General features: G+C 52.5%; 17 protein-coding genes. 11 read left to right on the forward strand and 6 right to left on the reverse strand.

The genetic code is table 11. The features are described from left to right. Positions 1 to 869: 869 nt before the first annotated feature. The 3 genes from mscL to QZT94_RS03650 form a co-directional block, all read right to left on the reverse strand. The gene (gene mscL, locus QZT94_RS03640; protein ID WP_296760517.1) at positions 870 to 1,307 is read right to left on the reverse strand and encodes a large conductance mechanosensitive channel protein MscL; all 438 of its coding nucleotides are present in this window, start codon (positions 1,305 to 1,307) and stop codon (positions 870 to 872) included. 20 nt (positions 1,308 to 1,327) lie between these two features. Then, a complete protein-coding gene (locus tag QZT94_RS03645) occupies positions 1,328 to 2,014 on the reverse strand; it encodes an SAF domain-containing protein (RefSeq protein ID WP_296760519.1) in 687 nt (228 codons plus the stop codon). A 63-nt stretch (positions 2,015 to 2,077) separates the two neighbouring features. Further along, on the reverse strand, positions 2,078 to 2,686 hold the full coding sequence (locus QZT94_RS03650) for a 5-formyltetrahydrofolate cyclo-ligase (RefSeq protein ID WP_296760520.1): 609 nt from the start codon (positions 2,684 to 2,686) through the stop codon (positions 2,078 to 2,080). A 133-nt stretch (positions 2,687 to 2,819) separates the two neighbouring features. Between QZT94_RS03650 and glp the strand changes: the two genes are divergently transcribed. The 3 genes from glp (at position 2,820) to QZT94_RS03665 (ending at position 6,322) form a co-directional block, all read left to right on the forward strand. Then, positions 2,820 to 4,031 carry a gephyrin-like molybdotransferase Glp gene (glp, locus tag QZT94_RS03655; protein ID WP_296760522.1) on the forward strand — a complete coding sequence of 404 codons (1,212 nt, stop codon included), beginning with the start codon at positions 2,820 to 2,822 and terminating at the stop codon, positions 4,029 to 4,031. 12 nt (positions 4,032 to 4,043) lie between these two features. After that, positions 4,044 to 4,760, forward strand: a complete 717-nt coding sequence (locus QZT94_RS03660; protein ID WP_296760523.1) for a GNAT family protein — start codon at positions 4,044 to 4,046, stop codon at positions 4,758 to 4,760. Positions 4,761 to 5,002: 242 nt separating this feature from the next. Beyond that, positions 5,003 to 6,322, forward strand: a complete 1,320-nt coding sequence (locus tag QZT94_RS03665) for a hypothetical protein (RefSeq protein WP_296760524.1) — start codon at positions 5,003 to 5,005, stop codon at positions 6,320 to 6,322. Between the two features lie 69 nt (positions 6,323 to 6,391). Here QZT94_RS03665 and QZT94_RS03670 read toward each other — a convergent pair whose 3' ends face one another. Beyond that, complete coding sequence (locus QZT94_RS03670) at positions 6,392 to 7,114, reverse strand: YggS family pyridoxal phosphate-dependent enzyme (RefSeq protein ID WP_296760525.1); 723 nt, start codon at positions 7,112 to 7,114, stop codon at positions 6,392 to 6,394. Positions 7,115 to 7,224: 110 nt separating this feature from the next. Beyond that, a complete protein-coding gene (locus QZT94_RS03675) occupies positions 7,225 to 9,843 on the reverse strand; it encodes a DUF3516 domain-containing protein (RefSeq protein ID WP_296760527.1) in 2,619 nt (872 codons plus the stop codon). A gap of 117 nt (positions 9,844 to 9,960) precedes the next feature. Here QZT94_RS03675 and QZT94_RS03680 point away from each other — a divergent pair, with 117 nt between their 5' ends. After that, on the forward strand, positions 9,961 to 10,746 hold the full coding sequence (locus QZT94_RS03680; RefSeq protein ID WP_072510180.1) for a CDP-alcohol phosphatidyltransferase family protein: 786 nt from the start codon (positions 9,961 to 9,963) through the stop codon (positions 10,744 to 10,746). 62 nt (positions 10,747 to 10,808) lie between these two features. Here the strand turns inward: QZT94_RS03680 and QZT94_RS03685 are convergent, their stop codons facing one another. Next, positions 10,809 to 11,801, reverse strand: a complete 993-nt coding sequence (locus tag QZT94_RS03685) for a hypothetical protein (protein WP_296760529.1) — start codon at positions 11,799 to 11,801, stop codon at positions 10,809 to 10,811. 76 nt (positions 11,802 to 11,877) lie between these two features. On the opposite strand from QZT94_RS03685, the gene QZT94_RS03690 reads away from it, so the two are divergent. The 7 genes from QZT94_RS03690 to argH all read left to right on the forward strand — a co-directional run bounded on the left by QZT94_RS03690 (position 11,878) and on the right by argH (position 19,625). Then, positions 11,878 to 12,366, forward strand: coding sequence for a flavodoxin domain-containing protein (locus tag QZT94_RS03690; RefSeq protein ID WP_072510178.1), 489 nt, complete (start codon positions 11,878 to 11,880; stop codon positions 12,364 to 12,366). A gap of 248 nt (positions 12,367 to 12,614) precedes the next feature. Beyond that, a complete protein-coding gene (argC, locus tag QZT94_RS03695; RefSeq protein ID WP_270627047.1) occupies positions 12,615 to 13,673 on the forward strand; it encodes an N-acetyl-gamma-glutamyl-phosphate reductase in 1,059 nt (352 codons plus the stop codon). Then, positions 13,670 to 14,851 carry a bifunctional glutamate N-acetyltransferase/amino-acid acetyltransferase ArgJ gene (gene argJ / locus QZT94_RS03700; RefSeq protein WP_296760532.1) on the forward strand — a complete coding sequence of 394 codons (1,182 nt, stop codon included), beginning with the start codon at positions 13,670 to 13,672 and terminating at the stop codon, positions 14,849 to 14,851. Before argC ends, argJ begins: the two co-directional genes overlap by 4 nt. After that, positions 14,848 to 15,744 carry an acetylglutamate kinase gene (gene argB / locus QZT94_RS03705; protein ID WP_296760534.1) on the forward strand — a complete coding sequence of 299 codons (897 nt, stop codon included), beginning with the start codon at positions 14,848 to 14,850 and terminating at the stop codon, positions 15,742 to 15,744. The genes argJ and argB overlap by 4 nt, the downstream gene beginning before the upstream one ends. Beyond that, complete coding sequence (locus QZT94_RS03710; protein ID WP_296760536.1) at positions 15,737 to 16,990, forward strand: aminotransferase class III-fold pyridoxal phosphate-dependent enzyme; 1,254 nt, start codon at positions 15,737 to 15,739, stop codon at positions 16,988 to 16,990. The genes argB and QZT94_RS03710 overlap by 8 nt, the downstream gene beginning before the upstream one ends. Beyond that, the gene (locus tag QZT94_RS03715) at positions 16,987 to 18,195 is read left to right on the forward strand and encodes an argininosuccinate synthase (RefSeq protein WP_296760537.1); all 1,209 of its coding nucleotides are present in this window, start codon (positions 16,987 to 16,989) and stop codon (positions 18,193 to 18,195) included. Before QZT94_RS03710 ends, QZT94_RS03715 begins: the two co-directional genes overlap by 4 nt. A gap of 2 nt (positions 18,196 to 18,197) precedes the next feature. Continuing rightward, positions 18,198 to 19,625 carry an argininosuccinate lyase gene (gene argH, locus QZT94_RS03720; protein WP_296760539.1) on the forward strand — a complete coding sequence of 476 codons (1,428 nt, stop codon included), beginning with the start codon at positions 18,198 to 18,200 and terminating at the stop codon, positions 19,623 to 19,625. The last annotated feature ends 892 nt before the right edge of the window (positions 19,626 to 20,517 follow it).

A 20,517-nucleotide genomic window follows, 5' to 3' on the forward strand; every position in this document is an offset into this window, starting at 1 on the left:
ACCAATAGTACCACAGCGGGTCTGGCTGGGAGTTTTTCCTGCTGCTCTCGTTCGAGCACACGGGCGGAGTTTGCCTCGCGCCCCGAAATCCGGAAAATGCTTTGGCATTTTCACGGATTTAACGCCCGAAGCCTTCCCCTCGGCATAAATCCGCCCCTGCACGCGTCGAACGTGCCTTATGGAAATCTTTTACCGGACGCGACCTGTTCGATAACCGGGGAGCGCGGGGGAAAGTTTGTCCTCCCGCTCTCGTTTGCGCACGGGGGCGGATTTTGCCTCGCGCCCCGAAATCCGGAAAATGCTTTGGCATTTTCACGGATTTAGTGCCCTAAGAATTGCAGATTTTTAGATTTATTACCGGGTATCCGATTTTAGGGAATCTTGGTGGCTAGGGTGTCTTCCCCTCGACATAAAACTGCTCCCCGTGATTGCTGTCATTTCTGACAACTACGGTCGTCTGTATCTCGGTTCGGGGCTGGCTCGGTAAAAGCACTCCGGGGCCCCGTGATCGGCTTCGCCGCTCAAGCCCCCTCGTATCTTTTACCGGCCGCGCCCCTTGTATGACTGAAATCTGTCCGTGCGGGGAAAGTTTGTCCTCCCGCCCAAGAAATTCGGAAAACGTGGCGGCGTTTTCCGAAATCTTATGCTCACCGCACCTACAACTTCCAGGTATATATCCAGGCAACCACGGTCACCAGGGGAACATTTTCGCCCTCCCGAGGCAAAATCACCCTCCCAATATCGGCAAACCGCCCCCATATTGACCACAATTCCCCTCTCGGGAGGGCGCAACTGCACCGGGAGGGTGAAAACGTCACACAAAACAGGCGCGGAGCCTAGGTTTTCCTCCCGCGTGAAGCGCAGCTAGGTTAGCTGCTTTGGGAAGTGGATTTTTCAGTTTTTAGCAGGTCGCGAATCTCGGTTAGTAGCTCGACCTGGGGGTCTACCTCGGGTTTTTCGTCCTCTTCTTCAGTTTTCTTCTTGGCTTCACGTGCCTTAATCACCTTGTTCATCGGGACGATGATGCAGCAGTAAATAGCCAAAGCAACCAGGAGGAAATTAACTAGAGCAGTGATTATCGCTCCCGGTTGTACGGTAGCGCTGCCGAGATGAAACTCGAGAACTTTATCAAAGTTGGGTTTGCCTATTAATCCAGCGATTAGCGGGTTAATGAACTTATCAACAATGGCGCTAACTACGGCTCCAAATGCGGCACCGATAACTACCCCAACTGCCAGGTCGATAGCGTTTCCACGGGAGATAAAATCTTTGAATCCGGCAATGAAACCGGTTTTTTCTTCACTCATTGTTCCTCATTAATTGAAAATTAACCTGTACGAGCCAATTGTAGTGGCTCGTTTTTGCTGGCTTGCACCAGCCGAGCAGCATCAGCAGGATTGACTGCCACTTCTATGGTAGCGACCTTTCCTGAACCGGTAAGAGACATAGTGGCTTCACTCACGGATAATGCTTGCGCCTTGATTACCTCAATGCCGCTGGTATTTTCTGGTGATTCATTTTCCGGACTTTCTGCTGTCGTATTTTTGCGGTTAATCCCCGATTCCTGTTGGTTAGCGCTATCGGTTTTAGTGTCTAGACTGCTAGTTCCGGAGAGGAAAAACATGATTTTATCTCCCGCTCCGACCAGTCCTTGATCGCTTTCGCGTAGCGGTAAAGCCAATATCACCTGTCCTTTATAGGCTTTCCGGCTAAAAGATGAAGATGAAAAAAGCGCTGGAAATAGGGTAGTTCCTTTCGCTAGGGGAATCGCTGTTCTTTGCCCGATAGCCTGCTCTTTTTTCTGGAATGCTTGGGGAGGAAGTGTGGCTATGGGAACTGATTTAATCTGCAGCTGATTAGCGCTGATGGTGGTTCCGGCAGGAATATCTACTGCGGAGACTATGACCGGTTTAGTCTCTATCTGCGGCAATATCAGGCGCAGTAAAGTTATTATCACTGCAATTACACAAACCAGACTAATCGTTCGTCGCCAACGCCAAATAAACTCTCGCATGGCTAAATACTGGTAGGTGGTTATCGCATAAGATAATCCGCGATAATTTGTGCAGTAAAAATGTTAGTTATCGCCCTGTGGGGACACGGTTAATTGCTGTAAGCGACCTGAGGAAGTTAAAACCTGATCAACTCGCTGGTCATGCGGTTCTGTGGGAAGCGTTCCCGCAGTTAAAACCTCCCAATCATGTACCAGTGCAACTAGGTGTGGACGCTGGGTACAATCGACATCGCAGTGCGATAAAGCCTGGTCATACCAACCGGCACCGCGTCCTAGCCGGGTTCCAGTTCTATCGACAGCTACGGCGGGTAGGAAAATAAGTTTCACGCCCAAATCTGCTAGATTAGCGCATTTTAGTTCCCGAGAAATTAGAGGCGGGTGCGGGTTTAGTCGGCGATAGAGAGCCTGAGTGTGTTGTACCGGATCTAGCCGTCCCCAACGGGGCTGCGCAAGATTGCAAGGAACAAATAGTTTCATACCGGCATCTAAAACCGCTTGATTAAGTAAAAATGTGGGAACCTCGGTGTCAAATGATAGGTAACTGGCAACTGCGTCCCCAGGTTTTAAAAAATCCAGTAACGGCTGGGCTGCCTGACGCACAGTAGCTGCTTCCTGTTCGCGTTTACTAGGTAAAACTGATAGGCGGCGGCGAGAGAGGAACTTTTTTCTCAAATCCGCTTTGGTGCTCTTAGCCTCCATAGCTTAATAATAACCGGATTCTGCTTTGCGACCGCTCGGCTTTTCGCCCTCAAGCTAAAGGCTAAGGCAGGTACGCTGGGTACAGTACTAGATTTCAGGAGGGCGAATGCGTACTGTTGCGGAACATTTGAATACTTGTCTAGCCCTGGTGGCTCCGCTAGATCCTTTGGATGTGTTGCTGCCTGATGCGGTGGGGTGTGTCCTGGCTGAGGACGTGAGTGCTCCTTTTGATTTACCGGTTACTGATCAGGCTACTTTGGATGGATATGCGGTACGTTCCCAAGATGTGGGTGGTGCTGGGAAAATGCGTCAAGTGTACCTGGACGTAATTGCTGAGGTGAAAGCGGGGGATGCCGAGCCCTGCTCCCTGGTAGAAAACGCGGCAGTCCGGATTGCATCGGGTGCACCTTTACCGATGGGGGCAGATACGGTGGTTCCGTTAGAGGAAACCGATCAGGGATCGGCACGGGTGCAAATTCTGTCTGCCCCGGCGAAAGGTAAAAATATTTTACGCCGCGGTCAAGATGTAAGTGCTGGCACAACGATTTTGCGTGCCGGTACCCGGATTGGTTCTCGGCAGGTGGCGCTGCTGGCGGGAGTGGGGCGCTTGCGGGTGAGGGTTCGTCCTCGTCCTCGAGTAGTGATTTTATCTATCGGAGACGAGCTAATTGAACCGGGCAAAGCGGTACGTGCCGGTGCGGTGTTTGACGCGAATGGACATGCGCTTTCTTCAGCGGTAGCAGATGCGCGAGCCGATACTTTTCGGGTAGCGGCGGTTCCTGATGAACAGAATGCTTTGTCGGAAACTATCGAAGATCAGCTGGTTAGGGCAGATATTATTATCACTACCGGCGGTCTGTCCTATGGCAGTGGCGATACAGTCAAGGAAGTGTTAGCTCCTTTAGGTACGGCTCGTTTCGATATGGTGGCGATGACCCCTGGTAAACAACTTGGATATGGAACAGTGGGCGAGGGTACTCCGATTTTTTGTCTCCCGGGCAATCCGGTAGCTGCCCAAATTTGTTACGAGATTTTCGTGCGCCCGTGCCTGCGGCATATGGCTGGTTGGCAGGAGCTTTATCGTCCTTCTTTACGAGCCAGGGTTGATTGTGGGTGGCGTTCTCCCGCAGGTAGACGCCAGTTTGTTCCCGTTAAAATTGTGGGTGCTCCCGACAGTGGTTATCGGGCAAGACTAACCGGTAAACCGGAGGATCTTTTACTGTCTAGTATGGCGAGTGCGAATGCGCTCGCGGTTATCCCCGAGGCGGTTACGGCTGTTTCCGAGGGGGATTATTTTCACTGTATGGTGCTAGATTAGGTTGCCGTTTTGTTGTATGAACGTTTAACTTTTCTGTCTCGAGGGCGTTTAAGTGTTCAGATTGATGACCCTTGCGCTTTGGGGCTGCTCAAGCCGGGTAATGTTGAAATAGGTCGGCTGGTAGTGCTGGAAATGACTGCCCGTGATCATCGTCTGGCGGCGCAGGTTCGCGCTGATAATTATCGTTGGCTTTCGCCTTGGGAGGCTAACGCTCCGGACGGGTATCGCGCACGAGATATGGAGTTGGAGGCTTTTATTCGGCGTAGCGCTCGACTGGTGCGCAAAGGAATGTATTATTCCTTCGGTGTTTGGGCGGATCAGGAGCTAGTGGGGCAGGTAAGTATCGGGGATGTGGCGCTGGGTGCGTCTCATTCGGGAAATTTGGGTTACTGGGTTAGTGAGGAATATAGCGGCAGGGGAGTGATTACCGCCGCGGTAGCCATGGTGTTGGATTTATGTTTGGGGTCTCCTCATTTACACCGCGTGGAGATAAATGTGCGTCCCGAAAATAAGGCTTCCTTGCGGGTAGTTGAAAAGTTGGGGTTGCGTTTTGAAGGGCGTAAACGCGGTTTCTATTATATTGCGGGAAACTGGGCTGACCATTTGGGTTATGCTGCTACCGCCGAGGAAGTTCCACAGGGCGGTTACGTTTCCTTTTTGATTAATAGGGCGCGTTTTAGGGGAGGACTGTCTGGAGACTCTCACGGTTTTGCCGAGGGCGGGTTCTAGTTTTCGATTGTTTTCAGTATTTGGGTATTAACCCGCATTTTGGGTCTAGGGTGAATCGGTTTTAAGAATAGGTTGCTGCGTCATAGAGCATTAAAGCAGAAATAAAAATGTGGCTACTGATGTGTTTGTTACGAATGTTGCGTTTTTCTAAACATTTCATAACATTGCCTGTTCAACACGCCTTTAGGGAGCAAGATTCTTGACTCTAAATACCCTATTTTTGATATGTGGAGTTTATCGGATTGGCCTTACCGGCATTGGTGTTGATTCTGGGAGGAATATATCTACCGGTCTTAATCGATATCAAACGTCGGCAAGCTAATTCTCATGGTGACGACCGTTTTAGTGCGGGATTGCGGGTACTGAATACTCGTCCTACACAAACGAAACCGGACGGTTACCGGATAACCCCCCCGGTTTTAGGAGGAAGTATGCAGCGACCAGTAGCGCCAACCCAACGCGACCAAAGTGAACTTAATGCCGCCAAACTAAGACGCGCGCAGCAAATACAGCTTAGGGAGCAAGCAGCCCGCCGCCGTCTTACCCTGCTCACCGTACAGTTCGCAGTGACGATGGTGCTAGTTACCGCTGCCTTTGTTATCTCCTCATTTTCCTGGTTGTGGGTACTGATCCCGTTGGCAACTATTACTGCCACCTTAGGATTAGGGGTGCGAGCCGCAAAGGCTGGTCGCGAAAACGATCAGCGCGCCCTTGAATATATTCATTCTCTTGAAGCTCGCCCCGCTAAGGGTCACCGCATGAGCGAAAGTGAAAAGAAATTCGCCCAAATCACGGCAAAAGCTAAAGCTAGCTCCCAAGGCGAGGCGGTAGCCGCAGCAGACGTTAAGGAAAACCAAGTAACGCTGGGTGCGCAAGCGAAAACCGAAACCGCTCTAACGCAATCTTGCGAGTCCTATGCGAAAGAGAATCTATCTGCAACGGGCAAAGGACGCGCAGCCCTAGCTAAAATGGCAGATGCGGCTCGCCGGGCTTCAATGTTCCGCGAGATTTTTACCGCCGGCCAGGAAACGCAAACACAGGCAGCTACGGCAAAATCAACTGAGACAGAAGAATCAACGTTGCCGACAAAAGTTGCTGGAGAGCTAGCTTACAGCGCTAATGAGACTTCAATAGCAACCAGTAAGCTAGAAACAGTAAGCAATCTTTACGCGCAGCCTGCCTTGGAAACCAAGGCGATTTCGACATCAGTTTCTGTTGAAAAAGCTGACGAAATCTCCGCAGTTACTAACAGCGCACACACCGGCAATAGCGCGGCAAATAAGCAAGATTCAGCTAGCCTACCGGCTGTTTCCTCTGGGCGTGCCTGGACTCCCACGCCGATGCCGAAACCGATTTATGCGCTTAAACCGCGACTGGCGCGCCGTGACGTAGATGCCTCCGAATTGTTATCGCAGCATTTAGCAAGCAGGTCGCATTCGCCCTATCGCCCTAGCCGTCCCCAAGCCCGCACTGAAGAATCGCTGACCACTGCCCAGTTAATCGCCCAAACCAAACCGGTGGATGTGGAGGCGATTCTAGATTCACGTCGGGTGGCCAACTAGGTAGCTGACTAACTAGACCGTCCGCTCAGGGTACTGCTTGCTTTTTTCTGAAAGAGGAAAGTACAGCTGCTAGTGGTAGTTGCGCGAACCAAAAATATCGGTGCCGATACGTACAATAGTTGCGCCCTCTGCGATTGCTAGTTCTAGGTCTTGGGACATTCCCATCGAAAGTTCGGTGGCATCTTGTCCTCGTCCTCCGCTAGCTACGGTTTTATCACGCAGGTTACGCAGGATTTCAAAAGAAGAACGAATTTGGGATTCATCTAAGCTAAGCGCCCCAATTGTCATAAAACCGCAAAGCCGTAGCTGCTCCATAGCTAAGACCTGCTGGGTTAAATCTTCCGCTTTTTCCGGGCTTACCCCCGCCTTAGCGGCTTCGCGCGAACAGTTCACTTCAATAAAGCAAGGTAAAGTGCGCCCCGGATAGTTCGCTTCCAGGCGGCGCACCAAACGCTGCGCAGTTTTAATTGAATCCACGGTTTCAACCAGGTCGCAAACCTCTAAAGCGGCGCTAATCTTATTGCCCTGTAAATGCCCTATCATATGAACTGTAGCGCCAAAATCGACCTGCCGTATTGCCGGGTTGGTTGCCTGGGCTTCCTGAACATGGTTGTGACCTAGAACCACTGGCAGACCGCGCTTAACTAGCTGCTTAGCAGCCGCAATAATCTCTTGGCTGCTGCGGGTCTTGACCGCCAGCTCTAAAGTAACTTCGCTGCGATTTCTGCCCGCCGCCTCACAGGCAGCGCTAATCCGCTCATCTACCCTTGCGACACTGGTTTCTAAATCCATAGTTTTAAGTCTAGAGGGCGCGCCAAATCCAGTTAAACCCGCTGCCTATTTGCAGAAAACCTATCGCAAGTGCTGAAGTGCTCTAGGGGAGGAAGATGGGAAGAAGTCTCCTAAAATAAATCCCCATAGGCAACCAGATACAGACAAAGCTGCCCACTTTCATCGGTTTTAGCTATATCTAAGGCAAAAAGCATTCGCCATTCCCAAAGACCGCTGCCATCATCTACTTCCTGCAATAAAGACCAAACATTGCTGCCGCGGAGTAAATGGCTGTCTGCATCCAGATAACGCGACAATACCTCTCGCGCTTGCTCGCCCTCGTTAATCACCGCGTGGCTCGCCGAGCGCGCCTCTTGGTCTAAAACCAGGTCGTCATAACGTTCCCAATAGTCATCAAGCAGCTCTTTATAATCAGCTGTAGACCAGGAGCTACCGTCAGCGCGCAAAAGTGCGCCAGTTTGCAAACGGTTTACATCATCAAAAGCAACTGCCTCAAGGCGCTGCCAACTTTCGTTGCGCAGCGCCTTACGTAGTGCAAAAGGATTGGCGCTCAAAGGGATATTATCCCCCACCCCAAAAGCGGGTTCTTCGTCACTGTCCATCGGGGTGTCGCTAGTTCTTTTTCCGCTGGCTAAAGACTCCCACTCGTCAAGCAGGGAAGAATCCACGCCCCTTACCGTTTTCCCCAGCCACTCTAATATCAACTCGAACTCTTCACTGCGGCGTTGAGGAGGAACAATCTGCCCCAAAGCGCGGTAAGCGTCGGTTAAATAACGCAACACCACGCCCTCGCTGCGTGAAAGGTCAAAACGGGAAATAAACTGGGTGAAAGTTAGCGCATTTTCCACCAGATAGCGCACCACAGATTTTGGTGAGGGCGCAAAACCATAGACCCAGGGGTTAGACTGCGCGAAAGTGTGAAACGCTCCCGCTATTAGCTGTGAAAGTGGCTGCGGCCAGCTAATTTCATTCAAGATTTCTTGCCGTTGATTGTAATCAACCTTTTCCCTTCTGAGCTGCTGATATACCTGGTCACGTTCGGCTTTTTGTTGGGCGATAAGCACCTGGCGGGGATCTTCTAATACCGATTCCACAATCGAAACCAAATCGAGGGCATAATCGGGACTGTCGCAATCCAGTAAATCCAGGGCAGCGAGGGCGAAAGGAGAAAGCGGCTGGTTAAGAGCAAAGTCCTCCGGAAGCTCTTGGGTGAGCTCTACCCGACCGCGATTCCCTGCCTTGTCAGAGGGGAGATGCCTAATCACTTCCGCCTGTTTTAACGAAGAATAAACCTGTCCTAGGCGGCGCAAATGGGGGTTAATCTGCTGCGGGCGGTCATGGTTATTGCGAGCTAACCACGCTAAATGTTCCCCGCCGTTGCGCTGACCGGCAAGAACGTTGAGCACCATTGAATGATCAATTTGAAAATGGGAGCGTAACGGCTCGGGTGGGGCAGATTGCAGACGCTCAAAAGTTCCCCGCCCCCAAGAGATTTTCGGTTTCTGGCTTTTTGCCGAGGACGAGCTCTTGCGTTTTCCGTCCTTTTGGGCAAGTTTCTTGGCTTCTATTATTTCGGCAGGAGCCTGCACTTCAACAAATCCCATAGTGTCAAAACCGGCGCGTCCAGCTCGACCCGCAATCTGATGGAATTCTCGGGCGGAGAGATGCCGCTCGCGGTGTCCATCAAACTTTACCAAGGAGGTGAAAACCACGGTACGGATAGGAACATTTATCCCCACCCCTAAAGTGTCAGTGCCGCAGATTACTGCCAATAAGCCTCGCTGAGCGAGTTGTTCGACTAAGAGGCGGTAGCGGGGCAACATTCCCGCATGATGTACCCCTACCCCCAGGCGTAGCAGTCGGGAAAGAGTCTGTCCGAACCCCTTGCCAAAATGTACTCCCTTTAGGTAGCTGGCGATTTTTTCCCGTTGCTTGCGAGGGGCGAGATTAGCGGAGGCTAGTCCCTGGGCGGTTTTGACCGCGTCATTTTGGGAAAAATGTACCAGGTAGATTGGCCAGTGTCCCGCCTCTACCAGGCTTTCCAGTAGGTATTGCAGTTCATCTTCGGTGTAGGACATTTCTAGAGGTACGGGACGTTTGGCGTTGTCTATTAGCGCTACTTCTCTTTTAGTACGCTCTTTTAGATCGCGTACAAAAAAATCTACATCCCCTAGGGTGGCAGACATGAGGACAAACTGTACGTGTGGCAGTTCTAAGAGTGGAACTTGCCAAGCCCAACCTCGGTCAGGGTCGGCGTAGTAATGAAACTCGTCCATGACTACCGTTCCCGCATCTAGTTCGCTGCCCTCGCGAAGTGACTGGTTGGCCAGGATTTCAGCGGTGCAACAGATGATTGGAGCCTGTGCATTTAAGGAAATATCGCCGGTAATCATGCCGACATTGCGAGCTCCAAATAGGTCTACCAGCGAGAAAAATTTTTCAGAAACTAAGGCTTTAATCGGTGCGGTGTAGAAAGAGCGCTGATTGTTGGCCAGTGCCGCCAGGTGGGCGGCGAGAGCAATCATTGATTTACCCGAACCGGTGGGGGTGGCGGCAATTACATGGTTGCCCGCAAAAATCTCGGTGGCAGCTTGTTCTTGATGGGGATACAGTGCCCGGCGGGTAGAGGCTGCCCAAGTAGTGAAACCGGAGAGTACTTCTAAAGGGTCATCCAGCTTATCCTGGTCCTCTAAATCGTCCAGGAGTTCATTTAGTGGGGCGGAACTCATGGAGCTATTTTATAGCTTAGCTCCGAGGAACATCTTGGGGGAGGTGAGGTACGGTTAAAGCCCCACAATAGCTTTCAGGGTTTCGCTTATTCGAAACCCTAGGGCAAAATAGGGACTATGAAAGAGACTTCAAGTGCGGATAAGTCCCAGTTCACTCGCGCTGATCACCTGAAAGCCTGGGCTGTACATGCTTTTACCGGGTCAGCGGTAATTTGGGCGTGCTGCGCCATGTTGGCTTTGATGCGTCAAGAATATCTCCAAATGTGGGGATGGCTGGCTATTAGCCTGATTGTTGATGGTCTTGATGGCACTTTTGCTCGGCGTTACCGGGTTAAAGAGGTTGTTCCCTGGTTTGATGGTTCTTCCCTCGACTTGATTGTCGATTACTTGACCTGGACGTTTATTCCTGCAATTTTTATGTCTCAAAACCTGTCGTTTGCTCCTGGCGTGCCCGGCAAGGGTATTGATTTGATAGTGACTGCGGTGTTGATGGTGGCAGTTTGCGCGTCCTCAATGTTTTGTTACTGCAATAAGAAAGCCAAGAGTTCCGATAACTATTTCGTGGGCTTCCCGGCCGCCTGGAATATCGTGATTTTGTATCTGTATTTAGTGGATATGAGTTGGTGGTTTAACCTCACGATAGTGGTGTTATTTATTGTTTTGACGCTTTCTCCCCTTACTTTCTGTCATCCTTTCCGGGTGGAACGACTGCGGTGGCTAAACATTTTGTCGGTAGTTGTCTGGCTGTTTTGCATTATTTGGCTCACTATCTATTTCCCGGAGCGTAATCCAATCGTTTGGTGGCTGTGGTGGATTAGCGGAGTTTACTTTATTGGTAACGGGGTTGTGCGTACCTTTATAGGTCCGCAAGCTGCCAAACGCCGAGCACAAAAGAGCCAGTAGCCAGGTAGCGTCTCTTGCGCCCCACCACCGCGCGCAACTTTTTGTATGCAGCGCCGCTCAGTTTAGCGTGCCTTTATTAAGAAGTTAAGGAGGTAGCGTTCCCGCAGGTACTTTGTACCTTCCACTAGGAAACCGGAAATAATAAATAAGATGACCACCACTATTACATAGGGCGGATAGTCTCGACCGGTCATAGCGAAATAAACGTATGGGGCAGCGAAAGTGACTGCGGTGGTAAAAGTGCCTACAATCCGCACCCACTGGCGTTTAGCGGTAAACATAGCCAGCACCCCCCAGGCGTAAGGGATGGCGGTGGTAATATCCATCGTCCACAGAACCAGCAGGGAGCCGTGGAACTCTTTTACGAGGCTTACTGGCAATACGCGCAAACTAGAATAGGTAACTACCAGCAGGTATGCCAGAACTTTCGGGTTGGTGAGCCATTTAATCAGTCGGGAACGATGGGTTTGTTTTATTCCGCAAGCTGTTAAGGCGCCGGAAATCTCGGGAGAAAGGTGGGTTGCATCTATTCCGAGCAGTGCTTGCCGCACCCTCTGCCTGGCGTTTTCGCTTAAATCTTCCCACTGGTCAATGATTGCGCCCATCAGGTTGCGCGGATCTAGTATCCAAGGGCGTTTTTTGTTATTTTCCGCCTGGGTTGGCGTTTCAGATGAGCTGACTAAACGTTTACGGTATTCCAAGCCTTCCGGGTAGGTGGCTCCGTCAATTATTCGGCTAGTTCCTAGCAGATGGGAGAGGCGTTCGGCTTCTTCGCTACTGCCCGCCCCTAACCAGACGCATAGGGGGCGCTGTAAATCTTCACGCAGCTGAGCTAGGAATTTTCCGCCCTCATTGCTGCATAGAAAGCTATGAAAGTCTTGGCTGGGGAGGGCGAACAGTTCGGATACGTCTCGAGTGCTTCCTCTGCCCAGTTCAGAGATTCGATGTATTCCGACCGCGCGGCAGAGCACCACTGGGTCGAGGGTGTATTTGGATACCACGGTAAGATCGGTGAGCTTTGGCGCTCTGCGAGAGGAAGAACCGATCGGTGACACGTTCTCCAGTCTAAGAGAAAACTAGATTTTTCGGTCTTTTCAGGACAAGTTTTAGAAAAATGGTCATACTAGAGCTATGAAGGTTTTAGTAACGGTTGCGTCCAAACATGGAACTGCGCGCGAGATTGGCAAAACTATTGCCGAGGAATTAGAAAATGCCGGTTTGGAGGTAGAGCTTAAGAATCCGGAAGAGGTCTACAGTCTAGATGTCTATGGGGCAGTGGTTATTGGTTCAGCGGTGTATCTGACTAGATGGATGGATGAAGCTACGGATTTTTGTCGGCGTTTTTCGTCGCAGTTGCGCCATATTCCCATTTGGGCTTTCTCGGTGGGGCTATCTGGGGTTCCGCACGATAAAGTGCAAGATCCTTCCCGGGTTGGGCCGGTGCTTTTGAATATTGAACCTAAAGGTTACGTGACTTTCCCGGGCAGGCTAGATCCCTCGCAGCTTTCTTTGCGCGAGCGTACCGTTGCGCGTCTTGGGGGAGCGGTTGAGGGCGATTTCCGTGACGAGCAAATGATTCGCGACTGGGCGAGGCAGATGGTTAAAGAAATCAAGAAATAGCTATAGTTTGGCGCTTGGTTTTCTTAGCGCCCTGTCGATTAGCTGGTTGAGCTTTGCGACAGGGCGCGGATTTTTGCTTTTTCTGCCTCAAAGTTTCCGCGCATTTATGGGGACAAACTGTAGGTGTCTAGCTATTTTGTCGCCGGGTTTGCCGGAGAGGCATTCTCTTAGTGGCGGTGAGTATCTTAACTCACATCAACCTCTCCCAATTATGCATATATATTCAATGGTTGATATAAATATGCACTATGAAAGTTTCAATTATCGGTGCCAGTGGCTTTGCCGGCGGAGAAATTCTGCGTCTGCTAGCTGCCCATCCGCGCTTTCAAATTGAGCAGCTATGCGCGTCCTCCTCGGCAGGAAAAAAGCTAGGGGAGTTTCATCCCCAAGTTCCCCAATTAGCCAAGCAAGAATTAAAAGCAGTAGACCCGGTGGCGCTAAAAGAAAGCGCCGCGATTTTCCTAGCATTGCCACATGGACAATCCGGGAAAATAGCAGCGCAACTGCGCGCTGCCGGGGTAGAAAGCCTGTTGGTAGATTGCGGAGCCGACCATCGGCTCACCTCTAAAGCCGCCTGGGATAGTTACTATGGCGGCGAATATTGCCAGGCCTGGACCTATGGAATGCCCGAACTTCAGCGTGCTTGCGGGCCTTCACAGCGCGAACAGCTGGCGACTACCCAGCAGATCGCGGTTCCCGGATGTAACGTAACTGCTGTTACCTTGGCTTTTCAACCTCTGGTAGCTGCCGGATTGATTGACCCAAACGATATTGTCGCCACTTTAGCGGTGGGATATTCCGGCGCCGGAAAATCCCTAAAACCGCACCTATTAGCCACCGCAGCCCTCGGCAATGCCCAGCCCTATGCGGTAGGCGGAACCCATCGCCATATTCCCGAAATCGCGCAAAACTTCGCAGTTAGCAGCGGAAACAACCCCGAGGACTATAAAATCACCCTCACTCCAGTGTTAGTACCCATGTCGCGGGGAATCCTGGCAACCGTAACTGCCGCTGCGACTCAAAAAACTACCACCGAGCAGTTACACGCCCTCTACCAGGATTTTTATCGGGAAGAAAACCTTATACAGGTACTTGACCCCGGTATTTGGCCACAAACCCAAGCAGTGACCGGCAGTGCAAACGTGCAGGTACAGGTGGCGCTAGATAAGCGGTCCGGAAAAATAATCGCCCTCAGCGCCCTGGATAACCTAGGAAAAGGAACCGCGCAAGCCGCCGTGCAATCAGCCAACCTCGCCCTCGGACTAGACGAATATACCGGCATCAACCAGATTGGAGTTGCCCCGTGAAAAAAGACAAAAGCCTCCAAGGCGTAACCAGCGTACCCGGATTCAAAGCCTGCGGAATCGCCTCCGGAATGCGCCGCAAAGGACGCAAAGACCTAGCCCTCGTCCTCAACACCGGGGAAAACCCGGTAGCCGCTGGGGTATTCACCTCCAACCGTTTCGCCGCCGCCCCTGTACTCTACTCGCGGGCAGTTCTCAGTAAAGGGGCTACCGGTATGCGCGCCGTAGTGCTGAACTCTGGCAGCGCCAACGCCTGCACCGGGGAAAACGGTCTTAAAGATACGGTCGCCAGCGCCAAGGCAGTCGGGGATGCTCTACAAATAGATCCGCGAGAGGTATTAGTGTGCTCCACCGGAATGATTGGGACCCCTCTGCCGATGGACAAAATGCTCTCCGGGATTGAAACTGCTGCCGCGAGCCTATCTGAAGAGGGCGGCGCAGATGCCTCCTGGGCGATTCTCACCACCGATAACGAACCCAAAACCGTTCACTTGCAGGCGGAAGGTTACCAAATCGGAGGAATGGCGAAAGGGGCAGGAATGCTGGCTCCCGCCCTAGCCACGATGCTTTGTGTAATCACCACTGACGCCCTCCTCGATGCCGAAACTGCCCAAAAGGCACTGGAAGTTGCCTGCGCAAAAACCTTTAACCGGTTAGATTCCGATGGCTGCATGTCCACCAACGACACTGTACTTTTGCTGGCCTCCGGGGAAAGCGGTACGGTTCCCAGCGGTTTTACCGAAGCGCTCACTGAAACTTGCGCCCAGTTGGCGCGCAAACTAGCTGACGACGCGGAAGGTGCGCAGCATACGGTAGAAATAGCAGTCACCGAGGCCGAAAGTGAAGCCGGAGCGTTAATCGCGGCGAAAACCATTTCTCGCTCAAACCTGGTAAAAACCGCAATCGCCGGCTGCGACCCCAACTGGGGAAGGATCGTGTCCGAACTGGGCACTGTACCCGAAAGCGTTTGCCCCTACGATCCGACCGCGGTATCGGTACTGTTCAACGGGGTGCAAGTTTGTAAAAACGGCGCCGCTTGGGGAAATAGGCAGGACGTTCCCTTTGACAGCCGTGACGTGCATCTGGAGGTACGCCTAGGAGCCGGAAACGCCCAGGCCAGCGTACTGACCAACGACCTTACCCACGAATATATTCACATCAACGCGGACTATTCCTCATGAGCACAAAAAATTTATCAGCCTGGGACAAAGCCGGAGTACTGCTAGAAACCTTGCCGTGGCTGCGCGAATACTCCGGCTCGCGGATTGTGATTAAATACGGCGGAAACGCCATGATATCTGAAGAGCTAAAAGCCGCTTTCGCCCAGGACGTAAGTTTCCTGCATGAATGGGGGATTGAACCGGTTGTGGTGCATGGGGGAGGCCCGCAAATCAACTCCATGCTGAAAACCCTGGGGATTGAAGCCCCCTTTATTTCCGGTCTGCGGGTCACCAGCCCAGAAGTAATGAAAGTCGTGCGCATGGTCCTGACCGGGACAGTACAGCGCGAACTGGTTTCGTTACTCAACGAATCCTCCATCGCGGCAATCGGGATTTCTGGGGAGGACGGAGCGTTTTTACGTGCCCAAAAACAAGGAGTGACAGTAGACGGAAAACCCGTCGACCTGGGGCTAGTGGGTAAAGTAACCGCGGTAGATCCCGGGCCGATAGAAGATTTACTGCAATCGGGGCGTATCCCGGTGGTTTCCTCCATTGCGGTAAACCAAGACAACCCCACGCAGGTATTAAATATCAACGCAGATTTGGCCGCCGCGGCAGTAGCGGGCGCCATCGGGGCTAAGAAACTAATCGTCCTCACCGATGTGAAAGGACTCTATCGCAACTGGCCAGACCCGGATAGTCGGATTTCACAGCTTCGGGCAAGCGAAGCCGCCGAAATGCTGTCTACCTTGGAAGCGGGAATGCGCCCCAAAGTGCAAGCCTGTATCCAAGCCTGTGAGCAGGGAGTACCCCGCGCCACCATTATTGATGGGCGAGTGCCGCACTCGATGCTGCTAGAAATCTTCACCGATACCGGATTTGGAACTATGGTGATGGGAGATAGCCATGACTAACTCTGAATGGATCAGCGCCTACCAAGAAAACCTTTTAGGAGTTTTCGGGCAGCCGCAGGCGTGTTTTACCCACGGCCAAGGCACCCGGGTGTGGGATGCCGATGGTAAAGAATACCTAGATTTACTGGGCGGAATCGCGGTAAACGCTCTCGGATATGCCCATCCGGAAATAGTGAAGACTATCGGGGAGCAAGCCAGCCGCTTTACTCATGTCTCTAACTTTTTCACTACCCCTCAGCAGGTAGAGGCCGCGCAAGCAGTCAAAAGAATCTGCGCCGCAGGGTGGGGTAGCGAGGTACAGGCAGAAATCACCTCCCAGGCGCGAGTGCTATTCGTAAACTCAGGCACCGAAGCCAATGAAGCCGCCTTGAAAATGGCGTTAGCCGCCCGGCCGGGAGGACGCGCGATTGCGCTCAAAGGCGCATTTCACGGACGTACCCTGGGGTCACTTTCACTGACCTATAAAGCTCCCTACCGCGAACCCTTTGCTCCCTTCGTAGGGCCTACCGAGTTTGTAGCAGCCACGGTAGCGGGAATTGAGGCAGTAGACCCCGAGGGCGTATCCGCGATTTTTCTAGAACCCCTGCAAGGAGAAGCGGGAGTAATCCCACTAGCGCCCGAATTTTTAGCAGCCGCGCGCGGGCTGGCAGATCGCGCTGGAGCATTGCTGGTTTTTGACGAAGTTCAAACCGGGATGGCGCGGTGCGGAAAATGGCTCGCTCACCAGGGAATCTGCCATGATGGGAAAGAAATAGTTCCGGACGTGGTGACTTTAGCTAAAGGCCTAGGTGCGGGAGTGCCGGTCGGGGCATGTGTAGCTATGAACGAACGCGCCGCCACCGCCCTCAAACCAGGAAGTCACGGTACTACCTTCGGAGGAAACCCGCTGGTAAGTGCGGTAGTAGCGCGCACCATCAACCTGATGGAGGAGCTGGATTTGCCGTCTCATGCCGCTAAAGTTGGGGACGCCTGGATGCAGGCGATTGAAGATGCCCAAATCCCGGGGATCAAAGCGACCCGGGGACAGGGGCTGCTGCGCGGCCTCATCCTCGAAAAAAATATTGCCCCGAATCTGGCAAAAAAGCTATTTAAAGCCGGGTTTATCGTAAATGCCCCGGCAGCGAACATTATTCGCCTAGCTCCACCCCTAATTATTGAGTTATCCGAAGCGCTAACCCTGATTCCCGCTTTGAAAAATACATTAAAACAGATAGAAAAAGACCTAGGAAAAGGAGAACAACTATGAGTAAAGAACGGGTAGTCCTAGCCTATTCGGGCGGGCTAGACACTTCGGTAGCCATCGGCTGGATTGAAGAACAAACCGGCAAAGAAGTAATCGCTTGCGCCGTAGACGTAGGACAAGGCGGGGAAGACCTAGAAGTAATCCGCCAGCGCGCGCTGGACTGCGGGGCAGTCGATGCCTATGTGGCTGACGCGAAAGATGAGTTCGCCGAAGAATATTGCCTACCGGCAATCAAAGCCAACGGTCTGTATATGGATCAATACCCCTTGGTATCGGCACTTTCTCGGCCGCTAATCTGTAAACACCTGGTAAAAGTAGCGAAAGACTTTGGTGCCGATACCGTAGCTCACGGCTGCACCGGAAAAGGGAACGACCAAGTGCGCTTTGAGGTGTCGCTCACCAGCCAAAACCCGGAGATTAAATGCATCTCCCCGGTGCGGGATTTGGCTCTTACCCGGGACGTGGCGATTAAATATGCGGAAGAACACGAACTCCCGATTGAAACCACCAAACATAACCCCTTCTCTATCGACCAGAACGTGTGGGGGCGCGCGGTAGAAACCGGATATCTAGAAGACTTATGGAACTCGCCCACTAAAGACGTATATGTTTACACCGATGACCCGGCCTATCCTCCCGTTCCTGACCAGGTAGTTATTAGTTTTGAAGAGGGCGTGCCGGTAGCTTTAGACGGGCAAAAAATGTCTCCCCTGGAAATCATTCAGGAAATGAACCGCCGGGCAGGAGCCCAAGGGGTAGGTCGCCTAGATATGGTGGAAGACCGCCTGATAGGGATTAAATCGCGGGAAATCTATGAGGCTCCCGGCGCAGTGGCGCTGATTATCGCCCACCAAAACCTGGAAAACCTGACCCTAGAACGCGAACAAGGACGCTTCAAACGGCAAGTAGAACAACGCTGGTCAGAGCTAGTTTATGAGGGGCAATGGTATTCGCCACTCAAAGGCTCGTTAGATGCCTTCGTAGAAAACACCCAAAAATATGTTACCGGCGATATCCGGATGATTCTGCACGGCGGGCGGGCAGTAGTTGATGGGCGGCGCTCTGCGGTCGGCTTGTATGACTTCAACCTGGCGACCTACGATTCAGGAGACAGCTTTGACCAGTCCCTCTCGCGCGGATTTATCGGAATCTATGGGCTATCAACCCAGTTAGCAGCCGCGCGGGAACAAAAAGAAAGCAAGAAATAACTATGAGCGAACAGGTATCGCTTTGGGGAGGACGCTTTTCGGGCGGCCCTTCCCAGGCTTTGGCGGCACTTTCAGTATCCACCCATTTCGATTGGCGCCTGGCGCTCTACGATTTAGCCGGTTCGCGCGCTCATGCCCGAGCGCTCGCAGGAGCCGGTCTGCTAGACAGCGAGGAACTATCGCAAATGCTGGCGGCTTTAGGGCGGCTGGAAGAAAAAGTTAAAAGCGGTGCCTTCACTCCCGACCCAGCTGACGAGGACGTGCACACGGCCTTAGAGAGAGGACTATTAGAGGAGGCTGGCGAGCATTTAGGGGGGAAACTGCGCGCTGGACGCAGCCGCAACGACCAGATCGCTACCCTGATTCGCATGTACCTGCGAAACCAGGCACGCGCCCTCTCCGAGCGCATCATCGAGGTAGTCGAGGCTCTTGTAAGCCAAGCGAAAGCCGCCGGAGATACCGTGATGCCTGGGCGTACCCATATGCAGCACGCCCAGCCGGTATTGCTAGCCCACCAGTTACTCGCCCACGTCTGGCCGCTATTGCGAGACATTCAGCGTTTTGAGGATTGGGACCGGCGCGCCGCCGCCAGCCCCTACGGTTCCGGAGCGCTCGCGGGCAACACCCTGGGGTTAGACCCAGTGCAAGTGGGGGAAGACCTGGCATTTGAGCGGGTAGTAGAAAACTCCATCGACGGAACCGCCACCCGCGATGTGGTTGCCGAGTTTGCGTTTATCTGTGCCATGACCGGGGTTGATATCTCCTCAATCGCAGAAGAAATCGTTATCTGGAATACCAAAGAGTTTGGGTATGTCACCTTAGATGATGCGTTCTCTACCGGTTCATCAATCATGCCGCAAAAGAAGAATCCGGACGTGGCAGAATTGGCGCGTGGCAAAGCCGGTCGCATGATAGGGGATTTAACCGCTCTGCTCGCGGTGCTCAAAGGTCTACCTTTTGCCTATGCGCGTGACCTGCAAGAAGATAAAGAACCAGTCTTTGACCAGGTTGATACTTTAGAGGTATTACTTCCAGCAGTCAGCGGCATGATAGCCACTATGAAGATTGACTACACTCGCCTAGAAGAACTCGCGCCTCAAGGGTTCTCGCTCGCCACCGATATTGCCGAGTGGCTAGTGGCGCGAGGAATGCCGTTCAGGCAAGCGCATGAAGTATCCGGAGCCTGCGTGCGCGAATGTGAAGAAAACGGGATAGAGCTCGCGGATTTGAGTGACGAACAATTCGCCGCTATTGATCCGCTATTAACCCCTGAAGTACGAGAAGTTCTCAGCCCTGCCGGTTCAGTGCGGTCCCGCGCCGGTCGGGGAGGAACTGCGCCCGCGCAAGTCGTCCAGCAGCTAGAATCCGCCGAGCAGCAGGTAGCGCGCATCCGCACCGATTACGCCGGCAAACATCTGGAATTTAAATAGTTCCTTCCTCAGCGTTCGGTTCAGGAAAGCCTAGTTCCGCGCGTGCGGGCGGATTTTGCCTCGCGCCCCGAAATCCGGAAAATGCTCTGGCATTTTCACGGATTTAGTGCCCGAAGCCTACCCCTCGGCATAAATCCGCCCCCACGCGCTCAGCAAACGCGGGAGCTAGGTTTTTCCTCCTGCCCAAAAACTCTAAAAAGCCCTATGGCTTTTTAGAGTTTTACGCCCACCTAGCCTGCTCGCATAAAACTTCTCCCCCAGGCGTACTTGTAAAAGTGCTGCTGCCTAGGCATATCTGCTGCGGGATATTTTTACTTTTTAGTCCCGTCATTGTTTTCCGGAAATCGGTGGCTTGCGCACTAGAGGAATAATTCAGCCCACTGGCACCATGGTCAATGTTTCGGTCGGAGCGTCCCTTGGTTTTCTTACGAAAACACGTTTTACGCCAAAAATGTCGGTAGGTATCCGCATGTACAGTAACTGTTTCGGTAGCTTGTTGCCCGGGGGACAAGTTCTACCAGAGCTCATAATGTAGCGTGATCAGGTAGTATAACGCCGTTGTCCTTACGATTAAGGGTTTGGGTATGCCTAAAATAACAAGGGTCGCGGCCGGTAAAAGATACGAGAGGGGCTTGACCGGCAAAGCCGGTCACGGGGTCCCCGGAGTGCTTTTACCGAGCCAGACCCGCTGTAGAGGCTGATCATGAAAAACCTACCCTCGGGCTTACATGAGGAAAAACCTAGCCCTCACGTTTAACAGTAATCGCGTCTTTTGATACTTGACTATCTAGCCTTAGACATAACACCGCCCATATAATTGCGCTTTGCCGCGACCTAGGGTTACGTTTTCGCCCTACCGATACAGTTGCGCCTTCCCGATACAGTTGCGCCC

It is taken from the genome of Varibaculum sp., assembly GCF_008661855.1.
Classification (GTDB): domain Bacteria; phylum Actinomycetota; class Actinomycetes; order Actinomycetales; family Actinomycetaceae; genus Varibaculum; species Varibaculum timonense_A.